This window comes from Deltaproteobacteria bacterium, from assembly GCA_026129095.1.
In the GTDB taxonomy this organism is placed as follows: Bacteria; JAGRBM01; JAGRBM01; order JAGRBM01; family JAHCIT01; genus JAHCIT01.
Map to the genome: position 1 here is coordinate 1 of JAHCIT010000017.1, position 21,179 is coordinate 21,179.

Genomic DNA, 21,179 nt, shown 5'->3' on the forward strand with positions numbered 1-21,179 from the left:
CCCCCCCCCCCCCCCCCCGCCCCCCCCCCCCCCCCCCCCCCGGGCGCCCGGCGGGCGGGCGCGGCGGGGGCCCCGGGCCCGGCCCCCCCCCCCCCCCCCGCCCGGGCCGCCCGGCCCCCCCCCCCCACGGCCGAACTCCTCGGTAATCGAGCAGAAATTGCAGTAGGCCGGACATCCCCGGGTCGCCTGAACCGGGTAGACGAAATCCTGGAACGGATGGATAGCCGGATGGAACCAGCCTTCGACCAGCGACCAGTTGGGATCAGGCAGTGCACTCAACTCGGCATTGGTCAGGAACGGCCGTTCGGGATTGTGCTCCTTTTTGCCGCCGTTCCAGTACGAGATCCCCACGACCGTCGCCGGATCACGTCCTGCGGCGATCACTTCGAGCAGTTCCGGAAGTGTCTTCTCGCCCTCATTCCGGCACACGTAGTCAGCGTGGTCCAGGCACTCGTCCGGATTCAGGGTGGCGTGGGCGCCGCCCATCATCAGCGGCTTGCCCATCTTCCGGATCTGGTCGGCGATACGGAATGCCTGCGGAGCCCATGATGTCTGGGTGGAAATACCGACGACATCCGCCTTGTCCACCATCCAGGGGGCGAACGGCGTTATCTGCTCGTCATAAATATGCACCTCGTGCCCCATCTGCCGGCAGATTTCACCCAAGAGCTGCAGGCCGAGATGCGCGGTCCCCATGCCGAAAAACCGGTGTGTGGAGAAGTTCCCCGAGTACCGGCGCCGGTCCGGGTAGATAAAGGTTATTCGCAGTTTCCTGACTGGCGCGGGGGGCCTGCCTTGATCCGATTGCCGGGGTTTTGCTGCTTTGCTCGTCGTTTTCTTCATTGTTTCCGTCCAAGGGCAGAGTTTTTCGGCTTTTTTATCGCGTTTGACTGGTCAACCAGTCAGCTTCATGACGATTAGGGCACTTTATGAAAAATGCAGTATTTTCAGTCGATTACCTGCCTCCATCATCAGTCCGCACACACATCACATGAATAGACACTATTGTCTTTATAGAAGCGGGGTACAGAGGCCGATATGACAACTGTCATAGCTTCCACGCCTTGCGTCATATCATGAAGACCGGTTTTCACCCCGACCTGCGAACTGTCATACGGGGAGAACCTCCGGACACCACACCATGCAGCGACACCTGCAACTCAAGGGAGGTGGTGTGTATGTCACTCAAGAGCCGGCTCGGCCGTGCATCCCTGCATCTGGTGGAGGCCGCTGGAGAACTCACTCCCTGGAATGACACGGTTCAGGCCATGAAACTCTCCAGGGCCATGACCGGATACCAGCTGACGATGGCCCTTGGCGCGGCGTACGAGCTTGGCATCATCGGTTATCTCAAGTCGCAGCGAACTTCCGGAGAAGTCGCCTCGTTCGCCGGAATGACGGAGCCCGCTGCCGAAGTCCTCCTCAATGCACTGGAAGAAGCAGGCACCATCCAGCGTGAAAACGGCCACATTGTTCTTACCACTGCCGCCCGTGCTCACTTGTGCCGGGAGGGCTGGAACCCCGGACGCGGAATGATCGACTTCATGCTCGGAACCTGGTCCTACTGGCGCGACCTGGGAACGGCGCTCCAGAAGAACGAGGGTCACCCGGTCGTCCGGGTCTATAATCCGGACAATCCGCTGATGGCCGAGTTCGTCCGGCTGACAACTTCCATGCTGGCTGCACCCAGCAAGGCGCTCGTCCAGAAGCTGGACCTGTCGAATGTCCGCCGGATGATCTGCGGCACCGTTGGCGTGAGCTTCGCCGCCGCTGTCACCCAGGCAAAGCCGGATGTCGAAATCACCGTGTCATGCCTGCCACTGCTGATACGGGAACTGCCGGCCGCCGCCAGCCAGTTCAAACTGAAAAAGCCCACTGAGATTATCGAAAATACCGGTGACGCAGAAAAGGACACCTGGGGCGCCAGCGAAAGCTACGATCTGGTCTTCCTTGCCCGGAAGTTCGGCTATTGCGGCCCCGAACACGGCATCCAGTACCTGCAAAAATCCAGGGAGGTCATTCCGCCGGGCGGCTATCTGATCCTGTGGGAACCGTTCGCCGACAATTTCGAACTGGCCCCGTGGATGAAGACAGCTTACGAACTTTCCGACGCCATGCTGGGCGAACCACGGCCGCTCTACCGCAAGCAGGATGTGGTTGATTTTGCCCGGGAAGCGGGATTCCCGGAAGTCAGCACCATTGATGTTTCCCGCGGTTCGGTCTCGTTCGTTGTGGCCAGGAGATAGTCAGGGGAAGACTGGCGGGAAATCCGGGACGAAGTACAAACCCGGCTATGCTTGGAAGACCAGGTCGCCTGTGAACCCTGAAGCCCCGGTAACGGCTGTCTGACCTGTCTCTGCTAATCTTCGCCAAATCGTGCGGGAGTCCATGTGGCTATTGACGGGTAACCGGGAAACCTTAAGGGCGCTGGACCGGGAAATCACGGCCCGGGTACTCGCCTGTCAGGCCGCCACACAGCGGCCCACAGTGCCAGGGGCGCGATATGAAGGAGGACGCGGGAGAACGAGAGATGCACCTGAAAGTCGCGCTCCCAGGGTGTCACGAGATACAGGACGTAGATCACGAGCAGGTAGGCGGGGACGATCCATAAGCCGTTGACCAGCAGCAGATCGCGCCTCCGTTCCGACCCGGCAAACCAAGCCAGTATCAGCCACCAGAACAGTCCTGAGCGCTGGGGCAGGAGGAACATCTGGCGGGCCATTTCGCCGGCCACCAGCCCCGCCCGGTCCAGCCCCCACAAGAGCCGCCCCGGAGTGAGGTGTTCCAGATAGCGTTCCTCGAACAGCGTGGCGATCTGCCCGCGAACGGCGAGCCATGGGACCAGCATGAGAATCCATGTCGCGACGAAAACGAGTTTTGCCCGGAACGGAATATCCGCCTGGCTCCACAAGACGACAGCAACCATTCCGGCGATGACCAGCCCTTCGTTTTTCGTTAGCCCGGCGAAGGCGGCACAGGCTCCGGCGAGCGCATACTGCGGAAGCCTGCCTTCGGCCTTCAGCGCCAGCCACAGCGAGGCGAACACATAGAAAGACAGCATCACATCGGCGAGTCCCGAATCTGCCCCGCCTTCCTCGAATACCACCAGCGTCGGCATCAGTGCCCATGCAGAAACCAGCAGCAGCCTTTGGGGTGCGTCTTTCAGGGAATCCCAGAGCAGTCCGCCCATGGCGAAATAGAACCCCGCGGGGACAAGACGTACCCAGCGTTCATCGAATACACCGGACAGGATCGCCGCGAGCGCCTGCAGCACCGGCAGGAGCGGCGGGTATTGCGGATGGCCGATGACAAACGCCGGATCATGAAGTTCCGGAGCCGGGTGGATTCCAGTATCGGCAATCAGACGTGCATGAAACATCCAGATCATGCGGGCATCGAATGCCTTTACCGGCGTGGATAGAACGGTCAGGAGGATTGCCAGGGCAGTTCCCGCCACAACAGCGACTGCGATCCACTCCAGCGGCGAGAAATCCCGGCATAGAGAACCGCTTCCGGCTCGTTCGTCCAGTGCCTTCTGCGTCCACGGTTTCCAGAGAAAAAGCCCCGCACCCAAGGCGATGCCGCAGATGACGGATGCCGAAGGAAACGCCAGCCGGATACCAGACCATACGAACAGCATCAGGAGATATCCGGAAAGCCCGAGTCCACAGCCCCACGCGAGACCAAAACGGACCGGCCAGTTCTGTCCCGGAATGACCCGGCAGACGCCGAGGCCCAAGGCACCTGCACAGACGATCAGGATAAGTAGCTCAGTCATTGCGCGGTCCTGTTTGCGTACGGCTTCGGATCAAACTGGAAATGTTCGCCGCAGTCTTCGACAATCCACCGGATACCACGGTTTTCCATCCAGCCCGGCGGCAGGTCGTTCGTGGTGCATCCCGGCGCGTATGTGAGGTAAACCCGCACCGGGAACAGATGGGCCGAAAAATGCAGGTGTTCGGCCCGGAGGTATTCCCCCGGCCGGTCCTCAAAAACATTCCGCAGGATCACGATATTGCCGCCCGAATATCCCTCCCCACTAAGAAACTCCTGCCCCACGATATAGTTCTGCTCCAGAGGGTTCTCACTGAAGAGAACTTCTTTCTTTTCACCGAACGAAAGCCCCTGAAGCCATACCGTGCGCACGCCGTCACGGACGAACCGGACGGCAGTGAAGGCGAACGAATTGACGATCACCAGCAGAAGGAGCAGTTCCCGCCAGGAGATTTTCACCGTCTCCCGCAGTTTTGTGGGAAAAAGCAGCCAGCGAAGGAACTCCAGGCGGCAAACGCCCAGCAGGAGGTATCCGGCAACAGCGGCGATACCCGCTATCGCCGTCATCCAGTAGATGACCAGCAGTTCCGCGGTGAGCCGTTCGGGGAAACCGGGAATATACTGAAGGAAAAAGTGCCGCACGGCCCCCGCAAAATGGACAGACCCCAGCCCGAAGCTGGCGAGCAGGCAGAAAATTCCGGGCGCGAGCAGCCACAGGTTCCGGACCCATACCGATCTTGGCATGCTGAAGTTACCGGCCACCGGATGCGTCCTTTCCCGATGGCAGCGGCAGGAGACCGCGCCCCATCAGTTCACCGGCGACATGACGGCCGAACTGCTCGTTGCCTTCTATTGTCATATGCATGTGATCCATGAAATACCGCACACGTGTGGACCATTCGGGCGGCGCAAAACTTTCTCCATCGATCACGGCCTTCCACTGGTGGGTTCCTGCCAGGGCATCTTCCAGCCCGCCGCGCATGGCCTGCCGTTCGGCCAAATGACAGGCGACTGTTTCTTCCAGACTTTTCGTGCGGCAGTAGTTGAATATCCAGAGCATGGGTTCGTAGGCGGCGAGGTCGTCCGCAGCCGCCTTTTCCGCCGTAAGAAATGACGGAGGAATGACAATAACATGGGTGGCATTCAGGGCTGAAAGCTCATCATCCAGTTCCCTCACGCACCGGGCAAGGCGGTACCGGTGTTCCCGCTTGATGCGGTGGAATTCGCCGGGCGAAATCATGCCATGCCATGCGCCCCACTCGCCCATGAACCGGACCGTCCGGTTCCGGAAATCCACGAACAGGCGGCTGTCAACGGCCGGGTTCAGCCACCGGAGGCCCTTTGGCAGCCGCGGGAACGGCGACCAGTTGAGCGGTTCGGCGATACCCGGCCAGTTCCACCCTTCCATGAAAATCACAAGGTCCGGCCGGAGCAGGGGAATCAGCCGTTTCGCCACGATCAGGATATGTTCGCAGGAATAGCCGAGATCGGCGGCATTCATGACCTCGGCGTCCAGGCCCATGCTCCGGAACTGATGCTCCATCCGTGCCGGCCAGACATTCTCCCAGCCCGTGATCTGGTGGCCGTTGGTGGTAGATCCGCCCAGCATGAGTATCCGGAAACCGCCCGGAAGGCCCCGGACCGGGTGCAACCGCCCCCGGAGTTCGATGGTTTCCGGCCGAACCGGATCGAGCCAGCGGATCCGGTACTCCAGTTCATTGTCCCGCACGTAGGCGGAAAACGGAGACGGATACCGGACCTCAAGGTAGAAATTCCACAAGACAAGCAGGGCAATGGTGCCGGCGAACCCCAGTCCCGCCGCCATCCACCGCTTTCCATCAAGCCATCTGGCCATGAATGTCCGTCCCGAATCCGTTTACTTGACCGTCCGGCCAATTTACGATTTCCCCGACGTAAAGGCCATTCCATGCGCATCTGGCTCCACAACCTGTGGCTCGTCCCCGGCGGACTCCTGCTGCTTGCCGTGACGGCGGGGCTGGGGCCTGAGCATTTCAACGGAGTGATCCGGCACTATTTCCTTCGTGACATCGTGGAGCTTCCCCCACGGGTGCGGCTGGAACTGCACATTCTCTACTGGTTCGTGCTTCTGACGGGCACCGGCACCCTGCTGTCGTGGTTCATGTTTTCGCTGCGGAAAACCAGTGTGTGGGGATGGCTCACGGGAGGGGCCGGGTTTTCGCTGACGACGGGCCTCCTCATCTTGTGCGTGGCCGCCAACGGCCTGTTTCTGGCCGATCGCCTGATCCGGCAGACGGCAATGGAAATCGTCTGGGCCGGGAAGGATGTGGATCAGCGGCGGCAGCTCCGCTTCCTGGAGCTTGGCGACATCCATTCGCTGCGGCCTGAAACCATATTCGACCGGATACCCGAGATCCCGGACGCCTTCGCCATATTCCGGGCACCGCCAGAGGGCGAATCGGAACTGCTCATGCCGACCTATTACCTCAATATCTCCTACCATTTTTTCCCGACTCGTGTGTATTTCAGGCGCATCCCTGCCTGCGAGGAACGGGCAGAAGCAGCCGCCTGGGCCAGGTCCAGAGGGATCAGATACGCTGTCTGGGACTGCGGAACCCGCGGAACCCTGCCTCCGCTCACCGCGCTGGAAACAGGTATCGGCGAGCCGGGAGACGGCCGGTGAACCCGTTCTGGCTCGCCCTGTATCTTCTCCAGACCTTCGTTCTGGGCCTCCTCCTTCTGGAGTATCTCACAGTCCGTTTCGGCAGCCGGGCAGAGACGCTCGCCGTTGCCTGGCTCGCCGGAGGCTTCCTGCTGGCCCTGCTGTTTTTCCTGACTTCGTGGCTCGTTGCCCCCTGGACGCCGGGCTTTGCGCGCGGGCTTTCGGCTGCCGTTGTGCTGGCCGGGGGCGGATTCCTGTACACCCGGCGGGAAATGCTGTTTCCCAAATCTGCCGAAACGCACCTCGAAAAAGCGCCTTTCCGCCCGCCGGTCGCATTGATATCCGATGTCCTTCTGGCCGTGTTCGTCATCTCCATGCTCACCGATTCGGTCCGCAATCCGGTCGTTTCCGTGGACGTACGGGCGCACTGGGGGAGCCATGCGAAACTGTATTTCCACACCGGCACCCTCATGCCGCCCGAGCTGAACGTCACCGAGTTCGTCATCGGCCACGCCCAGTACCCGTTTCTCCAGCAGGCGAACGTGGCGTTCCTCTGCATGCTGACCGGCCAGTTCAGCGAGTGGGCCGCCCGGCTGGTGCCGGCGCTGTTCGCCATCGCCCTGATCGTCTTCATGCGCTGGGGCCTTGCCGGTCTGGACAGACTTTGCGGTGAAAATACAGGCGGCGGGGATGCCAGCCACTGGGCGTCCCCCGTTACGGCGATGGCCTGTCTCGTGCCCTGCTGGACGCTCTACGAACATGGGGCGGCCGATTCCGGCGTGGCGGACACGACGCTCGCCGCCTTTTTCCTCGCCGCCGTACTGCTGGCCCTGCGGGGAGTCCTGGAAGGCTCCACGCAAATCCTCATCCTGTCGGCCCTGCTTGGCGCGGCGGCGGGGCTCGTCAAGAACGAGGGCCTTCTGCTCGCGCCGCTTTTCTGCCTGCCGCTGCTGCTGTTTGCCGGGCGACCACGTTCCCTCAAGGCTCCCGCCCTGTGGTCCGGCGTCTGGCTGCTCGCGCTGCTTCCGTGGCTCGTCGCGCGCGGCGAGCGGGCCTCGTTCTACGAGGAGAACTACCTCGCCAACCTCATCGCCTGGAACTGGCCGCACATCGCCCGGAAGGCGGAGCCGGTCCTGGGGCAGATGGGGCGGTACCTGCTATTCATGCCACACCGGTTCTCGCTGCTCGGCTGGCTGCTCGTGGCGCTGACGGTCCGGTGTCTGTTCCGGCTAATCCGTGAACGCGGCCTGAATCCGCCGCTCCTCATCCTGCTCTCCATCTGGACCTACCTTGCGATCGTTTACCTGCTGTTCCTCGTCTCGCCCTGGTTCGGCGACATGCAGGTCCGCGCCGCCTTCGACCGGATACTCACCCACCTGGGGCCGGTGGTGGGGATGGTTGCAATTCATAAAAATATCTCCGAGGGGATTATTTCCACACGACTCCATATTCGCCGTCATATTCGGCACAATGTTCCTCTGGGTCGATAAACCCCTCGTAGTAGTAAATCTGACCTAGCCCGAATTCTTTATCCGGAATGATGGGATGATCCTCAATCAGGCAAACATCGATCAGGTCATCCCGGCTACACGGATCATCAGAGGAGAACTCGCCCCCGTCCTCCGAACAGGATTTTTCGACCTTTTCCTCTTCAATACCAAAGTATCCCGACGCATTTGAATGTATCAGAACCTCAATGCACATCTTTTCGTCAGGGTAGTCGCAGGAGACTTCCTTGAAATCGAATTTATCGCAGCCCGCAAGGGACAGCACAATCCCCAGTGCCCGAAGGCCGCCGGTCACGGTGAAACCCGGTTTCATGGCCACCTGCCCCATTTCCATGGCGAATTGCTTTCATGGTCCTCCAGGAAGTTTATCTTCGGATCATGCCATTTGTCGCGGAGAACATTGCCCTGATCGTCCTTCAGTTCGCGACCGAACATCATGGCGAGTGCACCCATCGTGATGTGTGATGCCAGATACCCCTCGCCAAGCACACCGGCCTGCTGCAAGTGCAATGATTCGTGGTCAAGCCAAAAACTGTAGGGTTTGTGTTTGAAATACCCGTTCCGTTCGACTTTGAGCAGCATCGCATGACCGATCGTTTGTGCGCTGGCTTTCCCAACCACGAAACCGGCACCCGAAAACACGATGGTCCCGGTGCCGTTCACGGACTCCGCGTGGACACCGACATTCTTCCCCTGCATCGCGCCAACCGCAATGGCCGCCAAACCTGCCGACAGTCCCAGCATGGTGGTTTTCGCTCCAACCAGATAGCCATGGAACCCGATACCCCCTTTTCTCTGGGTCGATGCGTACGTTGCCGCATCGGCCCCGATCACGAACATGTTCCCTGCCAACCGGTCAATCATGTCCCACAGGGCATCGGACAAGCCGAAATTCGGCAACTGAAACGGCAATATGTACCGGAAAATAGCCTGCAAAACGAGCGATACCAGATTCGACAGCACCTTCAATACAAAACGCTTCACCCACTTCCAGAACCCGTATCCGTCCACGTCCACCCGGTTCAAGGGGTTGTTGAGCACGTAACTGAAGCGGTTCAGATCCTGCGGCGCGAACGTGCGTCCCCGCCAGTCGGCGAGCCGTTCCTCCGGCATGGAACCGGCGTTGGCGCTTCCGTTCTGGTAATCCCATTCCGCCATCCGCATCGCCTGCAGCGGCGCGGGCTCAAGCTGCCGGGGGTCGGCGGAGATGAACCGGCCCACAAGAGGGTCGTAGTAGCGGTTCTCGAAATTCATCAGGCCAAGGCCGGCGTCCTGCCGCTTGCGGGTGAAGGTCCGGTCGCTGGCCGGGGCAGTCCCGGACGAACTCCACACCTCCCCGAACGGCTTGTAGTCCATGCGGCTCAGTTCGGCGCCGCTCGCGTCCGTCACGGCCACGACGCTGCCCAGATGGTCCCCGTGCAGCCAGATGGGCTGGTCGCCTTCGGCGATGGCCGTTCCGGTGGAATAGGCCACGGCGCCCATCTGGCGTCCGCCCGCGCCCCAGCGCTGCTCCTCGCACGCGGCGGCCGCGAAACCGATCGCGAGCACAAGGCCGGCCGCCACGCCCTGCCGCCACCGCCAGCGGTAGCCGCCCCGTGCCCGGCGCCGTTCCACCCGGACAGCAGCCCGTATTCTGGCGGCCTCCATGGCCTCGCGAAGGTCGCGTTCCCCGGCCGTTTCCAGCGCCCGCACGAGCCGCCGGAACCGCCACAAGGGATCCGCAAGCCACAGGAGCCAGAGAACGGATGCAAGGGCCGCGGCGAGCGAAGCGATCTGGATGCGCGCCTTCGCGCCCGCCGGTCCAAGGGAGGGATTGGCCGCGGCCGACCAGGTGCGGCGGGCCCTTTCCCTGAGCCGGTCACCAAGGCTCACCGTGGCCATGAAGCCGCCCAGGGACGGCTTCGACGCCGGATTGTAGGAAACGCTGGCGATGACGCCGCCCGGCCCCATGATGTGCTTGACAGCCATGGCGGGTCTCAGTTCGAACCAGTTGCCGAAATAGTAGGTGGGCGCGCCGTCCGCGTAACGGATCACTCGGGCCCCGTGGCCGTCGTACACCATGCTGACGAGGTGTTCCGGCGGGCCGCTGTCGATCGCCGACGCCGTGGCCAGCCGGTTGTCATAGCCCCAGCTATAGAGGTGCGTGGGGCTTATACTCGAGGGTGTTCTCACGGTCATGTTGCCGTTCAGGTCATAGGCGGCGGACCAGCCGCCGGGACCGCTCACCATGGCGTCCGGGTGCGTCACGCCCCCAGCCGTGTCGTAGGCGACCGGCGGTGGTCCCTCGAACGTCTGGAAATTACCCACGCCGTCGTAGCTGTAGGCAAGGTTTCCGTAGCCGCCGCTGGCCGTCAGCAGGCGGCTCAGGCCATCGTAGGTGAAATGCTGGGTATTGCCCGGCGCACGGAAGTCCAGAATCGCCGTGATGTTTCCGGTGCGGTCGTAGGCATAGGCCGTCTTCTGCAGCAGTTCCGCCTGCGAGTCCAGCGTCTCCAGCACCTTGAGCCGCCGCGTCGAGGCGTGGTACTCGCGGGTGGTCGTCGTTCCGTTTCCGAACTCCATCATGAGAAGGCTGCCGAAAACCGGGTCGTACGTCGCCCCCTGAAGATACGTCCGCGTATCCACGCCCGCCGCGCCGCAATCCGACGGGTTGCCGTCCCCGTCGTCGTCATAACCCACGATGCCAACCAGCTGGCTTCGCTCGTCATAGCCGTAGCAGACGTTCTCCCTGTCCGGATAAACGATGTTCTGGAGCCGCCCCAGAAGGTCGAATGACCTCGATAGCGTGAAGGTTCGCCAGGCATTTGTCTGGCTGTCCGGATCCATCCGCTTCACGATGCCGGTGATCCGGCCCTGCAGGTCATAGCTGTAGGCGGTGGTGCCGCTCAGATCGGCCAGCGTATCGAGCGCCCCGATGCCGTTGGCGGCCGGATTGTCATAGGTATAGCTGGCGATCTCCACCTCGCCCGCGCCGCAAGCCCCCTGCGCCGTCGCCTCCACGGGAGACGTTCCGAAGCTCTTGGTGAGCCCCAGCGGGTCATCCACCCCGGCCCCTGCCTTCGCGCACTTGAGCACCAGCCGGCCCAGTTCGTCGAACGAATAGACGGCTTCGTTCCCGCGTGCATCTGTCTTCCTTGCGACATTGCCCATGGCGTCGTAGCTGTAGGTGGTGACGCCGGTGTTGATATCGGTGAGGTGCAACGTCTGGCCAAGCGAATTGTACGAGAATTCGGCATCCACCCGGTCGGCGCCGCCAAGGTAGCCGTTGTTGTCGGTGTCGCGGCCAATCCTCATGAGCCGCCCGGTCACCGGATCGAAGTCATAGAGCGTCGTGAGGCGTGTTCCAGACACGGCAAACTCGTCGATCCGGTAGTTGCGGCCATGGATGTCCGAGAAAGCGACCCGCGTGTTCCCCTTCGGATCGGTCACGGTGGTCTCGCCGAGCTGATATTCGACGAACGCCTGCCCGCCGCCCACGAATTTCACGCTGGAAACGCGGCCCACGCTGTCGTGCAAGAACTCGGTCTTGCGGATCCGGGCATCTCCGGACGCCTGCGTGAAGCCCGTCCAGACGGTGTCCGATCCGCCCTCCTCGTCGAACGTGTCGTACTGGTACCGGACCCGGCCCAAGGCATCGTACGCCACGAGACCCGACACGACATGAGTGCCCGTTCCGGTCCGGTGTTTCGTCTGGATATTGCGGCCAAGTCCGTCCCTGATCTCGATCGTTTCGAATATCTCGCTGGCGGCCGGGCCTGTAACGGCGGCACGGTTCCGGGTAACGGTGTAGTTGCTGGTGCTGTCCAGCACATAGGATTTCCTGACCGCCCAGTTCGCGTCCCACCAGGCATCGTCCTTCGTGCATGCCTCGATGTCGAGCGTTCCCGTGTATTTCTCCGGAGCGCTGCTGGAGATCAGCCTGCCCAGCGAATCGTAACGGCTGTAGATGACCACCTGGTTCGGGTTCCGGCCGCACAACTGCACGCCCATAACCGGGTCGAATACCTGCTCGCTCACGTGGCCCAGGTGGTTGAAGGAGGCGACCGGATAGAGGCCGGATTCGTCATATTCCGTATCCGGATTGAATACCGGCATTTCGTCGCCGAAATAGGAAAGACTGGAAGCGAGCGGATTCCCGTTCACCGGGTCGTAGCGCATGTCGCTCGTGAGCCAGCGCTCCGGGCCATCTCCGTTGCTGTCCCACTGCCGTTTTCGCGTGACGCGGCCTTCTGGCGGGGGCTCGCTGCAGAGAGGATCGTCGCCCGAATCGGTATCACCGTCATAGCAGTAGCGCGCTTCGGATATCCTGCCGCTACCGGTACTGCTGCAGAGTTCGGGACTGATGCCCGCACAAACGAGCTGCCGCCTCGGGGTGCCGACAATATAGTCCACCGGATTATAGGCATATTCGGTCACGGAGACTGTTTCATCGCCCGATGCGTTTGCATCGCCATGATTGACCACGACCAGCGGCTGGCCGTAACTGTCATAGGACAGCACTTCCTGCCGCCGGATCCAGAGTCCGCCGCCGGGGCCGTATGTCTCGGCAACCGTCTCTCCACTCCGGCAGGTATATGGCGGACCAGCCTCCGGAATATAGGAAGTGACCGACCTCGCCAGAAGACGCTCGCTGGCCGGTTTCGACATGTCGAGGATACGGGTTTCAACCGGCCGGCCTATACAGGCGAGGTTCCGGCTCATGTCGGCTTCCTGCTGCAGTTCCAGAGGCTTCCGGGTTAGCTTTGTGACGGTTTTGTCGGGTTTCTTCTCGACAATCTCGACTATTTCTTCCCAGTTCCGCTGCGCGAACCGGGTGAATCCGAAAGGCCGCCGTTCCTCCTGCGACCATTCGAGTCCGGAATAGGAGTATTCCGTAACGATTGCCTGTTCGCTAAGAACGTCCTCCGTGCTGGAGGCGGAATTGGTCCGGTAGGCGGTCCTCAACGACTTGACGGTTCCGAGCAGCAAACCAACCGGCACCTTGTTGCCGGGCCAGTTGGCCGACGAGATGTAGTCAACTTCGGTGCGGGTCCCGGTGATGGAAACTATCGCATCGACAAGATCGGGACGGTCGGCTGTCTTTCCCGTCAGGTGAACGCGGGGCTGGCCGGTGGCAAGGAAAGTGAATACATCCTGCTTGCCGTTGCCATCGAAATCGCCAATCTGAATCGCCCCGTTCTCCCTGTTGCAGTCCCCCTGGCATACGTTATGGCTATACTCCTTGGTCTCGAACGTGGTTTCCCCGATCGACGATTTCTTGGCAAACCCGTACCGGACTTTCGTGCTGTTGGCCGTCGTGCCTATCAGGTCGGCGCGGTTATCGCCGTTGATATCGAGCGCCAGAAGCAGGTCGCTCTGCCCGCAGTCTCCGCATGGCCGTCCGTCTCCAGTAAACTTCGGAAACCCGATCCTGAAGTCATACCCATTTGAGTACAGAATCCAATGCAAAGGCCCGAAATAGACATCCTGTTTGCCGTCGCCGTTGAAATCCCCGGCGAACAGTTTTGTTGCACTGCAATCCTCGCCGCACAAGTACTTTCGCTCGGTATCTATATGGGTAAATCCTTCACCATCCTTGCCAAAATACGCATAAACATTTGTCGCAAATGCGGTCGATTTCATGAACCTGAGAATATCGGAGTAACCGTCGCCGTTCATGTCCGTCACGATGAATCTGACATCGTCCGGCTGGCAGTCATCAAGGCATGGCCGCCAATCCGAATTCTGCGTATACAGCTTCCTGTAGCGCGTGAAAGACACCGCAGTCGTGCTGCTCTTGCCGTACCAGATATGCCAAGAGTGTGAATTCAGGGTCTCATCGGTTGTGGCAAAGGCAGAACTCCAGTTGACGCCGCCCCTGGCAGCCACGATATCGGTCTTGCCGTCACCGTTAAAATCGCCCGAAAGTATATTCACTCGCTCATCCGCACAGGACCAGTCGCAAATCGGCACCAGGACGCCGTTCCGCTTCAGGTTGGCGGAAACAGTCCTGTACTTAAACGCATACCCGCTGGAGTTGCTGGTGGACGGGCTGGACACGAAGATCCGGAACTTGGTGCTATTTGAATGAACTACCAGTATGTCTGATCGTCCGTCGCCATTGAAGTCGCCGACTATAAACCTGTTTTCATTATTACAAATTGCCTGGTAGCATACGTATCCACCCTGGCTATCGCTTTCTATATTTTTATCTTCCCACCATTCGGTTTTCCATCCATTGCCGTTGGAGAGATATACCCTCCAGCCGCGCCAGTTGTTGGTGGTAATGGCGATATCCGTCAATCCATCGCCGTTGAAGTCTCCGGACACATATCTGTTCTGGTTATTGTATGCCGGGGCACCGGGCATGCTGTCCCAGCCGCCCAAGGTACCACTCGACATGCTGATGCTGTTCTTGTTCCAGTCAACAGAGAACACCTGAAGCTGGACCGTTTCTTCCGGGTTCGAAACGGTTCCATCCGGGGCGACCACGACGCCCGCGCCATACTGGGTTATATTGGATAAAAGGTACCTCGCGGTCCATCCGCTGATTTCGTAATCGAGAGCGTATGCACGGATGTTCTGCTCATTGGAACTGACGGCAACAGCGTTCAGGTACCGGCCTATTTCAAGAAGGTTGCTTCCGGTTGCATATGACGGCTTTGCGGATTCACTCGACCGGCTGGCCGTATAAAATACCACTCGGTATGGGCCGTATTCTATGCTTTGAAGATATACTTCGCGGTTCCCAAGACTGGTATACGAGTAGCTGACCGTATTCCCAAACACATCGGTGACTTCGACGATATCCCAGCGGAATACCTGGTTCCCCGAATACACCGTCTTCTCGTAGGTCATCCGGGTGCCACGGGTATCCCACACGTACCACCTGTCGTTCACAGAATCCCGCTGGATTTTGGTATAGTTATCCCATTTGGTAACATGAGTTGCCCCGGGACGGCTGGCACATATGTCCTGGAAACCGCTGCACGGGAGCAGTTCGTTGCCGTCGAGCGAGAACTTGTCGCTGCTCACATATCGCGGAGCCCCGTTCGTGCTGGAGCTGCGCACAATGCTCGACGTGCCCGCAAGCTGGAATCCCACACCGACCCATCCGTCAACGCCATTGGAACTGTAGTTCAGCGAGAGCCTGGGTTCGATATCATAATACTTCGGCACCTCTATCGGGATGGAAGTCGTGAATGCCCCTGTAGACGGATCCACCTGTCCCAGATGCGGCACCTGGGGCATCTTGGGGATGTAATCCGACACGGGGATATTCCCGAGGCCCTGCCCCGCATCCACCTCGTTGTCATGCACTTCAATGCTGAACGGGCCGAGAATCGCCACGACCCCGGACTGATCGACCAGTTCGATCACGATATCAGCATAAACTCCCGAGTCATCCTCTCCAGGAGTTCCGCTCAACTTGCCATCGCCCTGGTCAAATTGCGCCCAATCGGGAAGCCCCGTGATCTGGAATGCATAATTTTCCGGTGCATTCGAGATGACCGGGACGTACTCATAGTACTGTCCTTCGATAGCACTCGTTTCTGGCAGATTAGCGAATGCCGGTGGCGCGGTCCCGGTGACCTCGATGCTGAATTCCGGCAGCTCATCAAAACCGCCCATGATATCCTCGACATTGATAACAATACCTGCATATTCGCCAACATCGTCGAGCCCGGGAACGCCGTACAAACTTCCTGTAGCGGTATCGAACGCCGCCCATGCCGGGAGGTTAACGATACCGAATGTCAGTACGTCGCCGAATTCAATGTCGGGATCCCACGCATCGGGAGTAAAGAAATAGGTTTCACCGAACAGGATAGCGGTTTCCGGGCTTCCGGATATCGCTGGTGGCGTATTTTCACCTTCCACACTGATCGTGAATGCTGGCAGACGCGAATAGTCTCCAAACGGATCACGTACAATAATGACGATGTTCTCGTAAACCCCGGTTTCGAAATAGCCCGGGACACCGGCGAGCATTCCGGTCTCTGGATCGAACCCGGTCCAGTAGGGCGGGTTCTCGATGCTGAAAACCAGAGAGCCATTATCCCCTACGTCCGGATCTGACGCCATCGGGGTAAAAGAATAAAGGACTCCCCAGCCGGCAGTTTCCGGAGGGACACCGGAAATCTGCGGCGGACTGTTCGCACTGGAAAACCGAATTTCGAACGGACCTGCAACTGCGAACTCTCCAAAGCGGTCGGACACGTACACATGGATATCGATCCATACCCCTGCATCAGATTCCTGAGGAGTCCCGAGAAGCCGGCCGGTGACCGGATCGAGAGATAGCCAGAGCGGCAGATTTGTCGCACTGAACTGCAGCACGTCTCCATGGATCAGATCGGGATCATCGGAAGAAAAGGTGAAGTCATAGATTACTCCCACCGATGCCGAATCCGGCGGATTGCCTTCGATGGTTGGCGGATCGTTGGCATTCATGACCTCGATCGTAAACGGGCCGACACGGAACACTTCTGTATCGGAATTGGAACGGACGATTATTATGCCATCATAGACGCCCACATCCCCGTTCGTGGGTATCCCATATAGTTCCCCTGTCACGAAATCGAACTCTGCCCATGACGGCTTGTTGACTATTTCAAATATCGGCTCGCCCCAGATGCCGAGATCGACAGGATAGTAACTGTAATACTGCCCCTGTATGGCGAATACGTCCGGATGGGCAGACTGCATGATCTCATGGGTTGCGGACGGAGCGATCCAGTATATGTCGTTCTGACCAATGTAGTAGGCCATTTCCGAAGAAGTATGCTCGCCGAGCACTTCTACGCGGTTCACAGGGAACTGGGACGCGTACCCCGCCACTTCCAGCGATGGCTGACCTGAATACAGATTCTTTATCGATAATAGATATGCCGGATGCGACGACGCCGTATTGCAATGTTGTGGCGGATACTCGGATCCCGAAATTACCGTATATGCGAAGTTTCCTATTTTCGTAAACAGCGAGTTTCCGTATTGAAGATAGTTCTGCAGAGTAACGGCATCCGAGACCGCTCGTGGTATAGATGATGGCGCATTTGGCACAGAAGGCAGAAGTCCTGCCGGTATATCGTTGAGTGAGACAGAAATTGTCTCTGGAACCGACCAGATATTTCTCGTCAACAATACTTGCTGTGGATTAATGTGAAAATAATCTGGGAGCTGACTGTGCAAGATATCAATTGACACAAATGTGGAGTCGTCGATAAAGGAAGCCGCGACGCCCCCCATGTCCCTGACGTTTGCTCGCATAAGTATATCATCTGAAACCACGCTAATAAGCTCAACACCCCATCGTACATATCCCTTTCCGTACGAAAGAAGTTCGGGGACAACTCGCCCCTGATTCTCTAGTGGAGCACCAATACCGTAGTATGAAATACTGGTTGTGAAGGTTACTTCAGGTTCCGAATACTCAATGCCTTCAATCACGGCGAAACCCTGGCCGCAGCAAGGAAACTGGAAATTCCCTGGGCGGTTACCGTACAGGCGAACTACGACAGAGTCCTCGGTCAACGCGATTCCACGCCCATGCGCGGCCATATCCGGCACCCAGACAGCTTCGAACTCCAGCTCGCCCGTCTGGATGCCGCGCACGATGACAATGATATTGTCCCCTATGCTTGGGCTGGAAGGCACCCACAAATAGTCCGGCCCGCTGCCGGCGATCACGACCGTGTCATCGCTTGTCGCTATCGGTGCAAGCGCATCGTTTGGACCAAAGCCGACAGCTGGATGATCGGCATAGATGCTTCCGCCCGGAACCCCCCAATATGGATGAACCAGTTCCGGGATAACCACGTTTTCATATGTGATTTCACCATCACTGAGGCCTCGCATAACGACTATGGTATCGTCGTTGTTCGTTACGTGGTTTGGGATTCCGTCTTCACCCCAGGTAAGTGCGACAGCCGTGAACTCATTGACAACCGTCCATTCGGTCCGAACGGGGTAGGGAGGACTGATCTCCACGACTTCGGGGATTGGCGTGTCCAGATAACGGACAAGGAACCGGTCGGGTGTTCCGCTGGGACAATGTGTCGGGCAGATAAACCTGGCAAGCATTGCAGAATCCGAAACCCGAACCGGGCTGCTGCCGATAATTTCCGGGAAATGTCCGTTTTCTCCGGATGTTGTCAGCAGAGTGAGGCCCGAAAATCCTATTACGGCCAGTAGGTCGTCATTAAGTTTTACACTTGGGCTTGGCAGGTGATTGACCCCAGAGAATACAGGTACATCAACAGCAGTGTTCAGTCGCTGCATAGGGTCAGCGAGTACTTCGAATGTCCTAGAACCCCAAGAAACGGGGCCATAATTCAATTCCAAGGTGTAGTGACCGACCTTTAGCGGCTGCGTCCAGAAATTACTCTCGGCCACATTCCAAACGTCTCTGAAAGGAATTATCGGGATCGCACGCGAATGTCCGAAGCCATCTAGGCTGAGACTGGAAAAAACATACTGGCTATCAGCAGTTCTCTTCAGACTCGCATATTCGCCCACACCCAGATTGGCATCCCCATCAGGGGGATCGGTTTCAGCACAAAGCGCGTTTCCGTCCCACGCGACGGAGAATATCGGAAATTCGACCGGGCCGGATGGCTCTGTTCCGGTTCCTGTCAACGGTATCTCGGTTATTGCTGCTTCGTTTACATACCCCAGCACCAGACTGGCCAATCGCTGACCGGTTTCAGACGGATTGAAGACTATCTCAAAGCCGATATATTCACCCGGTCCGATATACGGTGGAAAATCCGGCGCGCCGGAAAAATCGGGTGTGCTACCTAAGGCAAAATCCGAGGCGGCAGTTCCAAAGAAATTGGTTACGGCGGGGTTCAGATCAACTTCCAGTAATTGCTCTGTCATATTATGGCAGATCACACCAGTTGAACTACTCCCAGAGTTTGCAGTTACAGCGCCGAAGTCGATAATTCCCGGAATGCATGTCAATCCGGAACCGGATTGCACGGCCACGACCGCCTGAGCTGAAACCGGCCCACTTTCGCCGTTGCAAGTGAACGTATATACCGTCGACACTGGCGGCGCGACCTGTACGTTTCCCGATGTATCGACAGGAATACTGTTAATCTCACAGGATGTCGCATTGACGGCAAGCCACGCGAGCATCGAAGCATCGCCGGAACCAATTACCGGCGGGGTCGCAGAAAAATGCACGATCTGAACAGGATCGGATATATTTTCTCCGATTCCAGTCAACAGAATTTCCGTCGGCTCACTGCTCGTAACGTATTCGAAACTGATTACGGAACTGAGCGGACCGGTTTCCTGGGGCCTGAATATAATTCCAAAGGTTACATAGTCACCGGGATGGAATATTCCCGCAGAAATATCCTCTCCCGAGACGCCCGCCACGCTGATGTCGAAGTTTTCGCTGTCAGTAACTGCAAAAGAATTCATATCGACGGCAACATTGTCCAGCAGCTCATTCGTGCAGGTTATAAAGCTCGTGTCCGATTCAGCCCCGACCCCAACAGCGCCGAAATCGATCTGCTCAGGCATGCAAGTGAGCATCGCGTCCGCGGGCGGTTCGTCCCCTTCCAGAACCAGCACCAGCCGCGGCGGATTTCCGCTTTCCTTCGAATCAAATTCGATCAGGCCGCCCTGACCCTCTTCGGTCTTGCGGACTAACCAACCGTAGTTTTCCTTCGTGCCAGCCAGAAAGGCGATGACATCCGCCGTCACATCCCAGGCGACCGTTCCTGTTTGCGCGTTCTGGATCAGTACCGTTCCGGTTGGTACTGTTTCCATGGGCCACAAACCGGGATTTCCCATCGACCACTCGGTTGCGCCCGAACAGTCTTTGGCAGTATTGGTGATATTCGTGTCAATGGCGCAGTTCCAGGTAGCGCCCGGACCATCGCCCCGGTCGCTGGGGGTTGTGCCAGCTACCTTTCCATTGCCTTCGGCCCAGTCCTGGAGCATCCGGTGGACGTCCACCGTGCGGCCAGGGCCCCAGTTGTTGCCGGTATTCAGAATATCGGCCTCCAGATAAGCAGCCAGCACAGTGCGGCCGGCGACAAACGAGACCAGATCCGGGTGTCCAAACCGGACCAGCACCCGGTTGTTTCCAGCCTGCTGAACCCGCAGGAGGGCCGCACCACCCTCGTTGGTATTGGGTGAGCCGTTATAGATAAACGTATCGGCCGCCGCCGTCAGCGTCACCGTCACGGCGATGTCGAAGGCGGGCAGGCTGGCGCCCTGGTTTTCGCTGTCCGTCACCGTGATGACGATGTTGCGGTAAATGCCCGCATCGCCCGCCGAAGGCGTCCCGGAGAGCGCGCCCGTTTCCGGATCGAAATCCAGCCAGTGCGGCCTGTTCTGGACCGAAAACGTGAGGATGTCGCCCGGATCGGCATCGCTTGCCACGGGCGCGAAGAAATAGGCCGATCCCTCATTCACCCGGAACGGCGGGTTGCCGGCAATCACCGGCGGGAAGTTGCCGCCGGGAGGAGGTTCCACCACCAGCACCAGAACCGGTTTGGAAGCGGTTTCCCGCGACGAGAAGGTTATCGATCCGCTCGCACCCTCGTCCGTCTTCCGGACGATCCAGCCGTTGTTGGGAGTCCCGAGGACAAACGCCTCCACGTCGGCCTTCACGTCGAACGAGACCGTGCCGCCCTGGCCATTCATGATCAGCTGCGTGGCCGTCGCCGCAGATTCCCACGGCCGCTCGCCGCTGCCGCTCATGGACCATTCGGCTGCCCCCGTACAGTCCTTGGCCGAATTGGCGATGCTGGAATCGACAGCGCAGTTCCACGTGGCCCCGCTGCCCGTGCTCCCGTTGCCTTCGGCCCACGGCACGGTGACGCGGTGCAGATCGATGGTCCTCCCCGAAGCGCCCCAGTTGTTGCCATTGGCGGAGATAGTCAGTTCCAGCGTGGCCGACAGCAGCGTGCCGCCGCCCACGGCGGCATCGACCGCCACCTGCGGGAACCGGACGAGCACACGATTGTTCCCGCTCGCCTGGATCTGGAGAGCGGCCGAACCGCCTTCGTTGGTGTTGGCCGCGCCACTTCGGACATACGTATCGGCTTCGGCTTCGATCGAAATCGTGACCGGTTCGGCCAGGGCCGCATTCGGGAAAACTCCGGTAATCAGCAGTCCTGCAAAAACAGGCAAAAGACGGCGCATGTTCCAGACTCCCCCACCGAAAGCGGTCCCCACCGCTCCCAGCCTTCAGCTCAGCGGCGTTCTGCCGCAGAATGATGTGTGGTTACTGGTGCTTATATATCAAGAACATG

General features: G+C 59.1%; 9 protein-coding genes. 3 read left to right on the forward strand and 6 right to left on the reverse strand.

The genetic code is table 11. From position 1 onward, the window contains the following. A partial coding sequence (locus tag KIT79_15625) for a cobalamin-dependent protein (protein MCW5830736.1) occupies positions 1-696 on the reverse strand: 696 nt, incomplete at its 3' end. A gap of 482 nt (positions 697-1,178) precedes the next feature. On the opposite strand from KIT79_15625, the gene KIT79_15630 reads away from it, so the two are divergent. Further along, positions 1,179-2,246: a hypothetical protein gene (locus KIT79_15630; GenBank protein MCW5830737.1), complete on the forward strand. Its 1,068-nt coding sequence runs from the start codon at positions 1,179-1,181 to the stop codon at positions 2,244-2,246. A gap of 194 nt (positions 2,247-2,440) precedes the next feature. Here KIT79_15630 and KIT79_15635 read toward each other — a convergent pair whose 3' ends face one another. The 3 genes from KIT79_15635 to KIT79_15645 are packed head-to-tail and all read right to left on the reverse strand — an operon-like array spanning position 2,441 to position 5,629. Next, a complete protein-coding gene (locus KIT79_15635) occupies positions 2,441-3,778 on the reverse strand; it encodes a hypothetical protein (GenBank protein ID MCW5830738.1) in 1,338 nt (445 codons plus the stop codon). Continuing rightward, positions 3,775-4,518 (reverse strand): hypothetical protein, encoded by a 744-nt coding sequence (locus KIT79_15640; protein ID MCW5830739.1) that lies wholly within the window; start codon positions 4,516-4,518, stop codon positions 3,775-3,777. Before KIT79_15640 ends, KIT79_15635 begins: the two co-directional genes overlap by 4 nt. A 7-nt stretch (positions 4,519-4,525) precedes the next feature. Next, entirely contained in the window at positions 4,526-5,629 is a 1,104-nt protein-coding gene (locus KIT79_15645; GenBank protein MCW5830740.1) for an SGNH/GDSL hydrolase family protein, read from the reverse strand. A gap of 72 nt (positions 5,630-5,701) precedes the next feature. Here KIT79_15645 and KIT79_15650 point away from each other — a divergent pair, with 72 nt between their 5' ends. After that, on the forward strand, positions 5,702-6,436 hold the full coding sequence (locus tag KIT79_15650) for a hypothetical protein (protein MCW5830741.1): 735 nt from the start codon (positions 5,702-5,704) through the stop codon (positions 6,434-6,436). Then, positions 6,433-7,905: a hypothetical protein gene (locus KIT79_15655; protein MCW5830742.1), complete on the forward strand. Its 1,473-nt coding sequence runs from the start codon at positions 6,433-6,435 to the stop codon at positions 7,903-7,905. Before KIT79_15650 ends, KIT79_15655 begins: the two co-directional genes overlap by 4 nt. On the opposite strand, the gene KIT79_15660 is transcribed toward KIT79_15655, so the two are convergent. Next, a complete protein-coding gene (locus tag KIT79_15660; protein ID MCW5830743.1) occupies positions 7,844-8,257 on the reverse strand; it encodes a hypothetical protein in 414 nt (137 codons plus the stop codon). The two genes, KIT79_15655 and KIT79_15660, sit on opposite strands and share 62 nt — an antisense overlap. After that, positions 8,233-21,069 carry a DNRLRE domain-containing protein gene (locus tag KIT79_15665; GenBank protein MCW5830744.1) on the reverse strand — a complete coding sequence of 4,279 codons (12,837 nt, stop codon included), beginning with the start codon at positions 21,067-21,069 and terminating at the stop codon, positions 8,233-8,235. Before KIT79_15665 ends, KIT79_15660 begins: the two co-directional genes overlap by 25 nt. Positions 21,070-21,179: the final 110 nt, after the last annotated feature.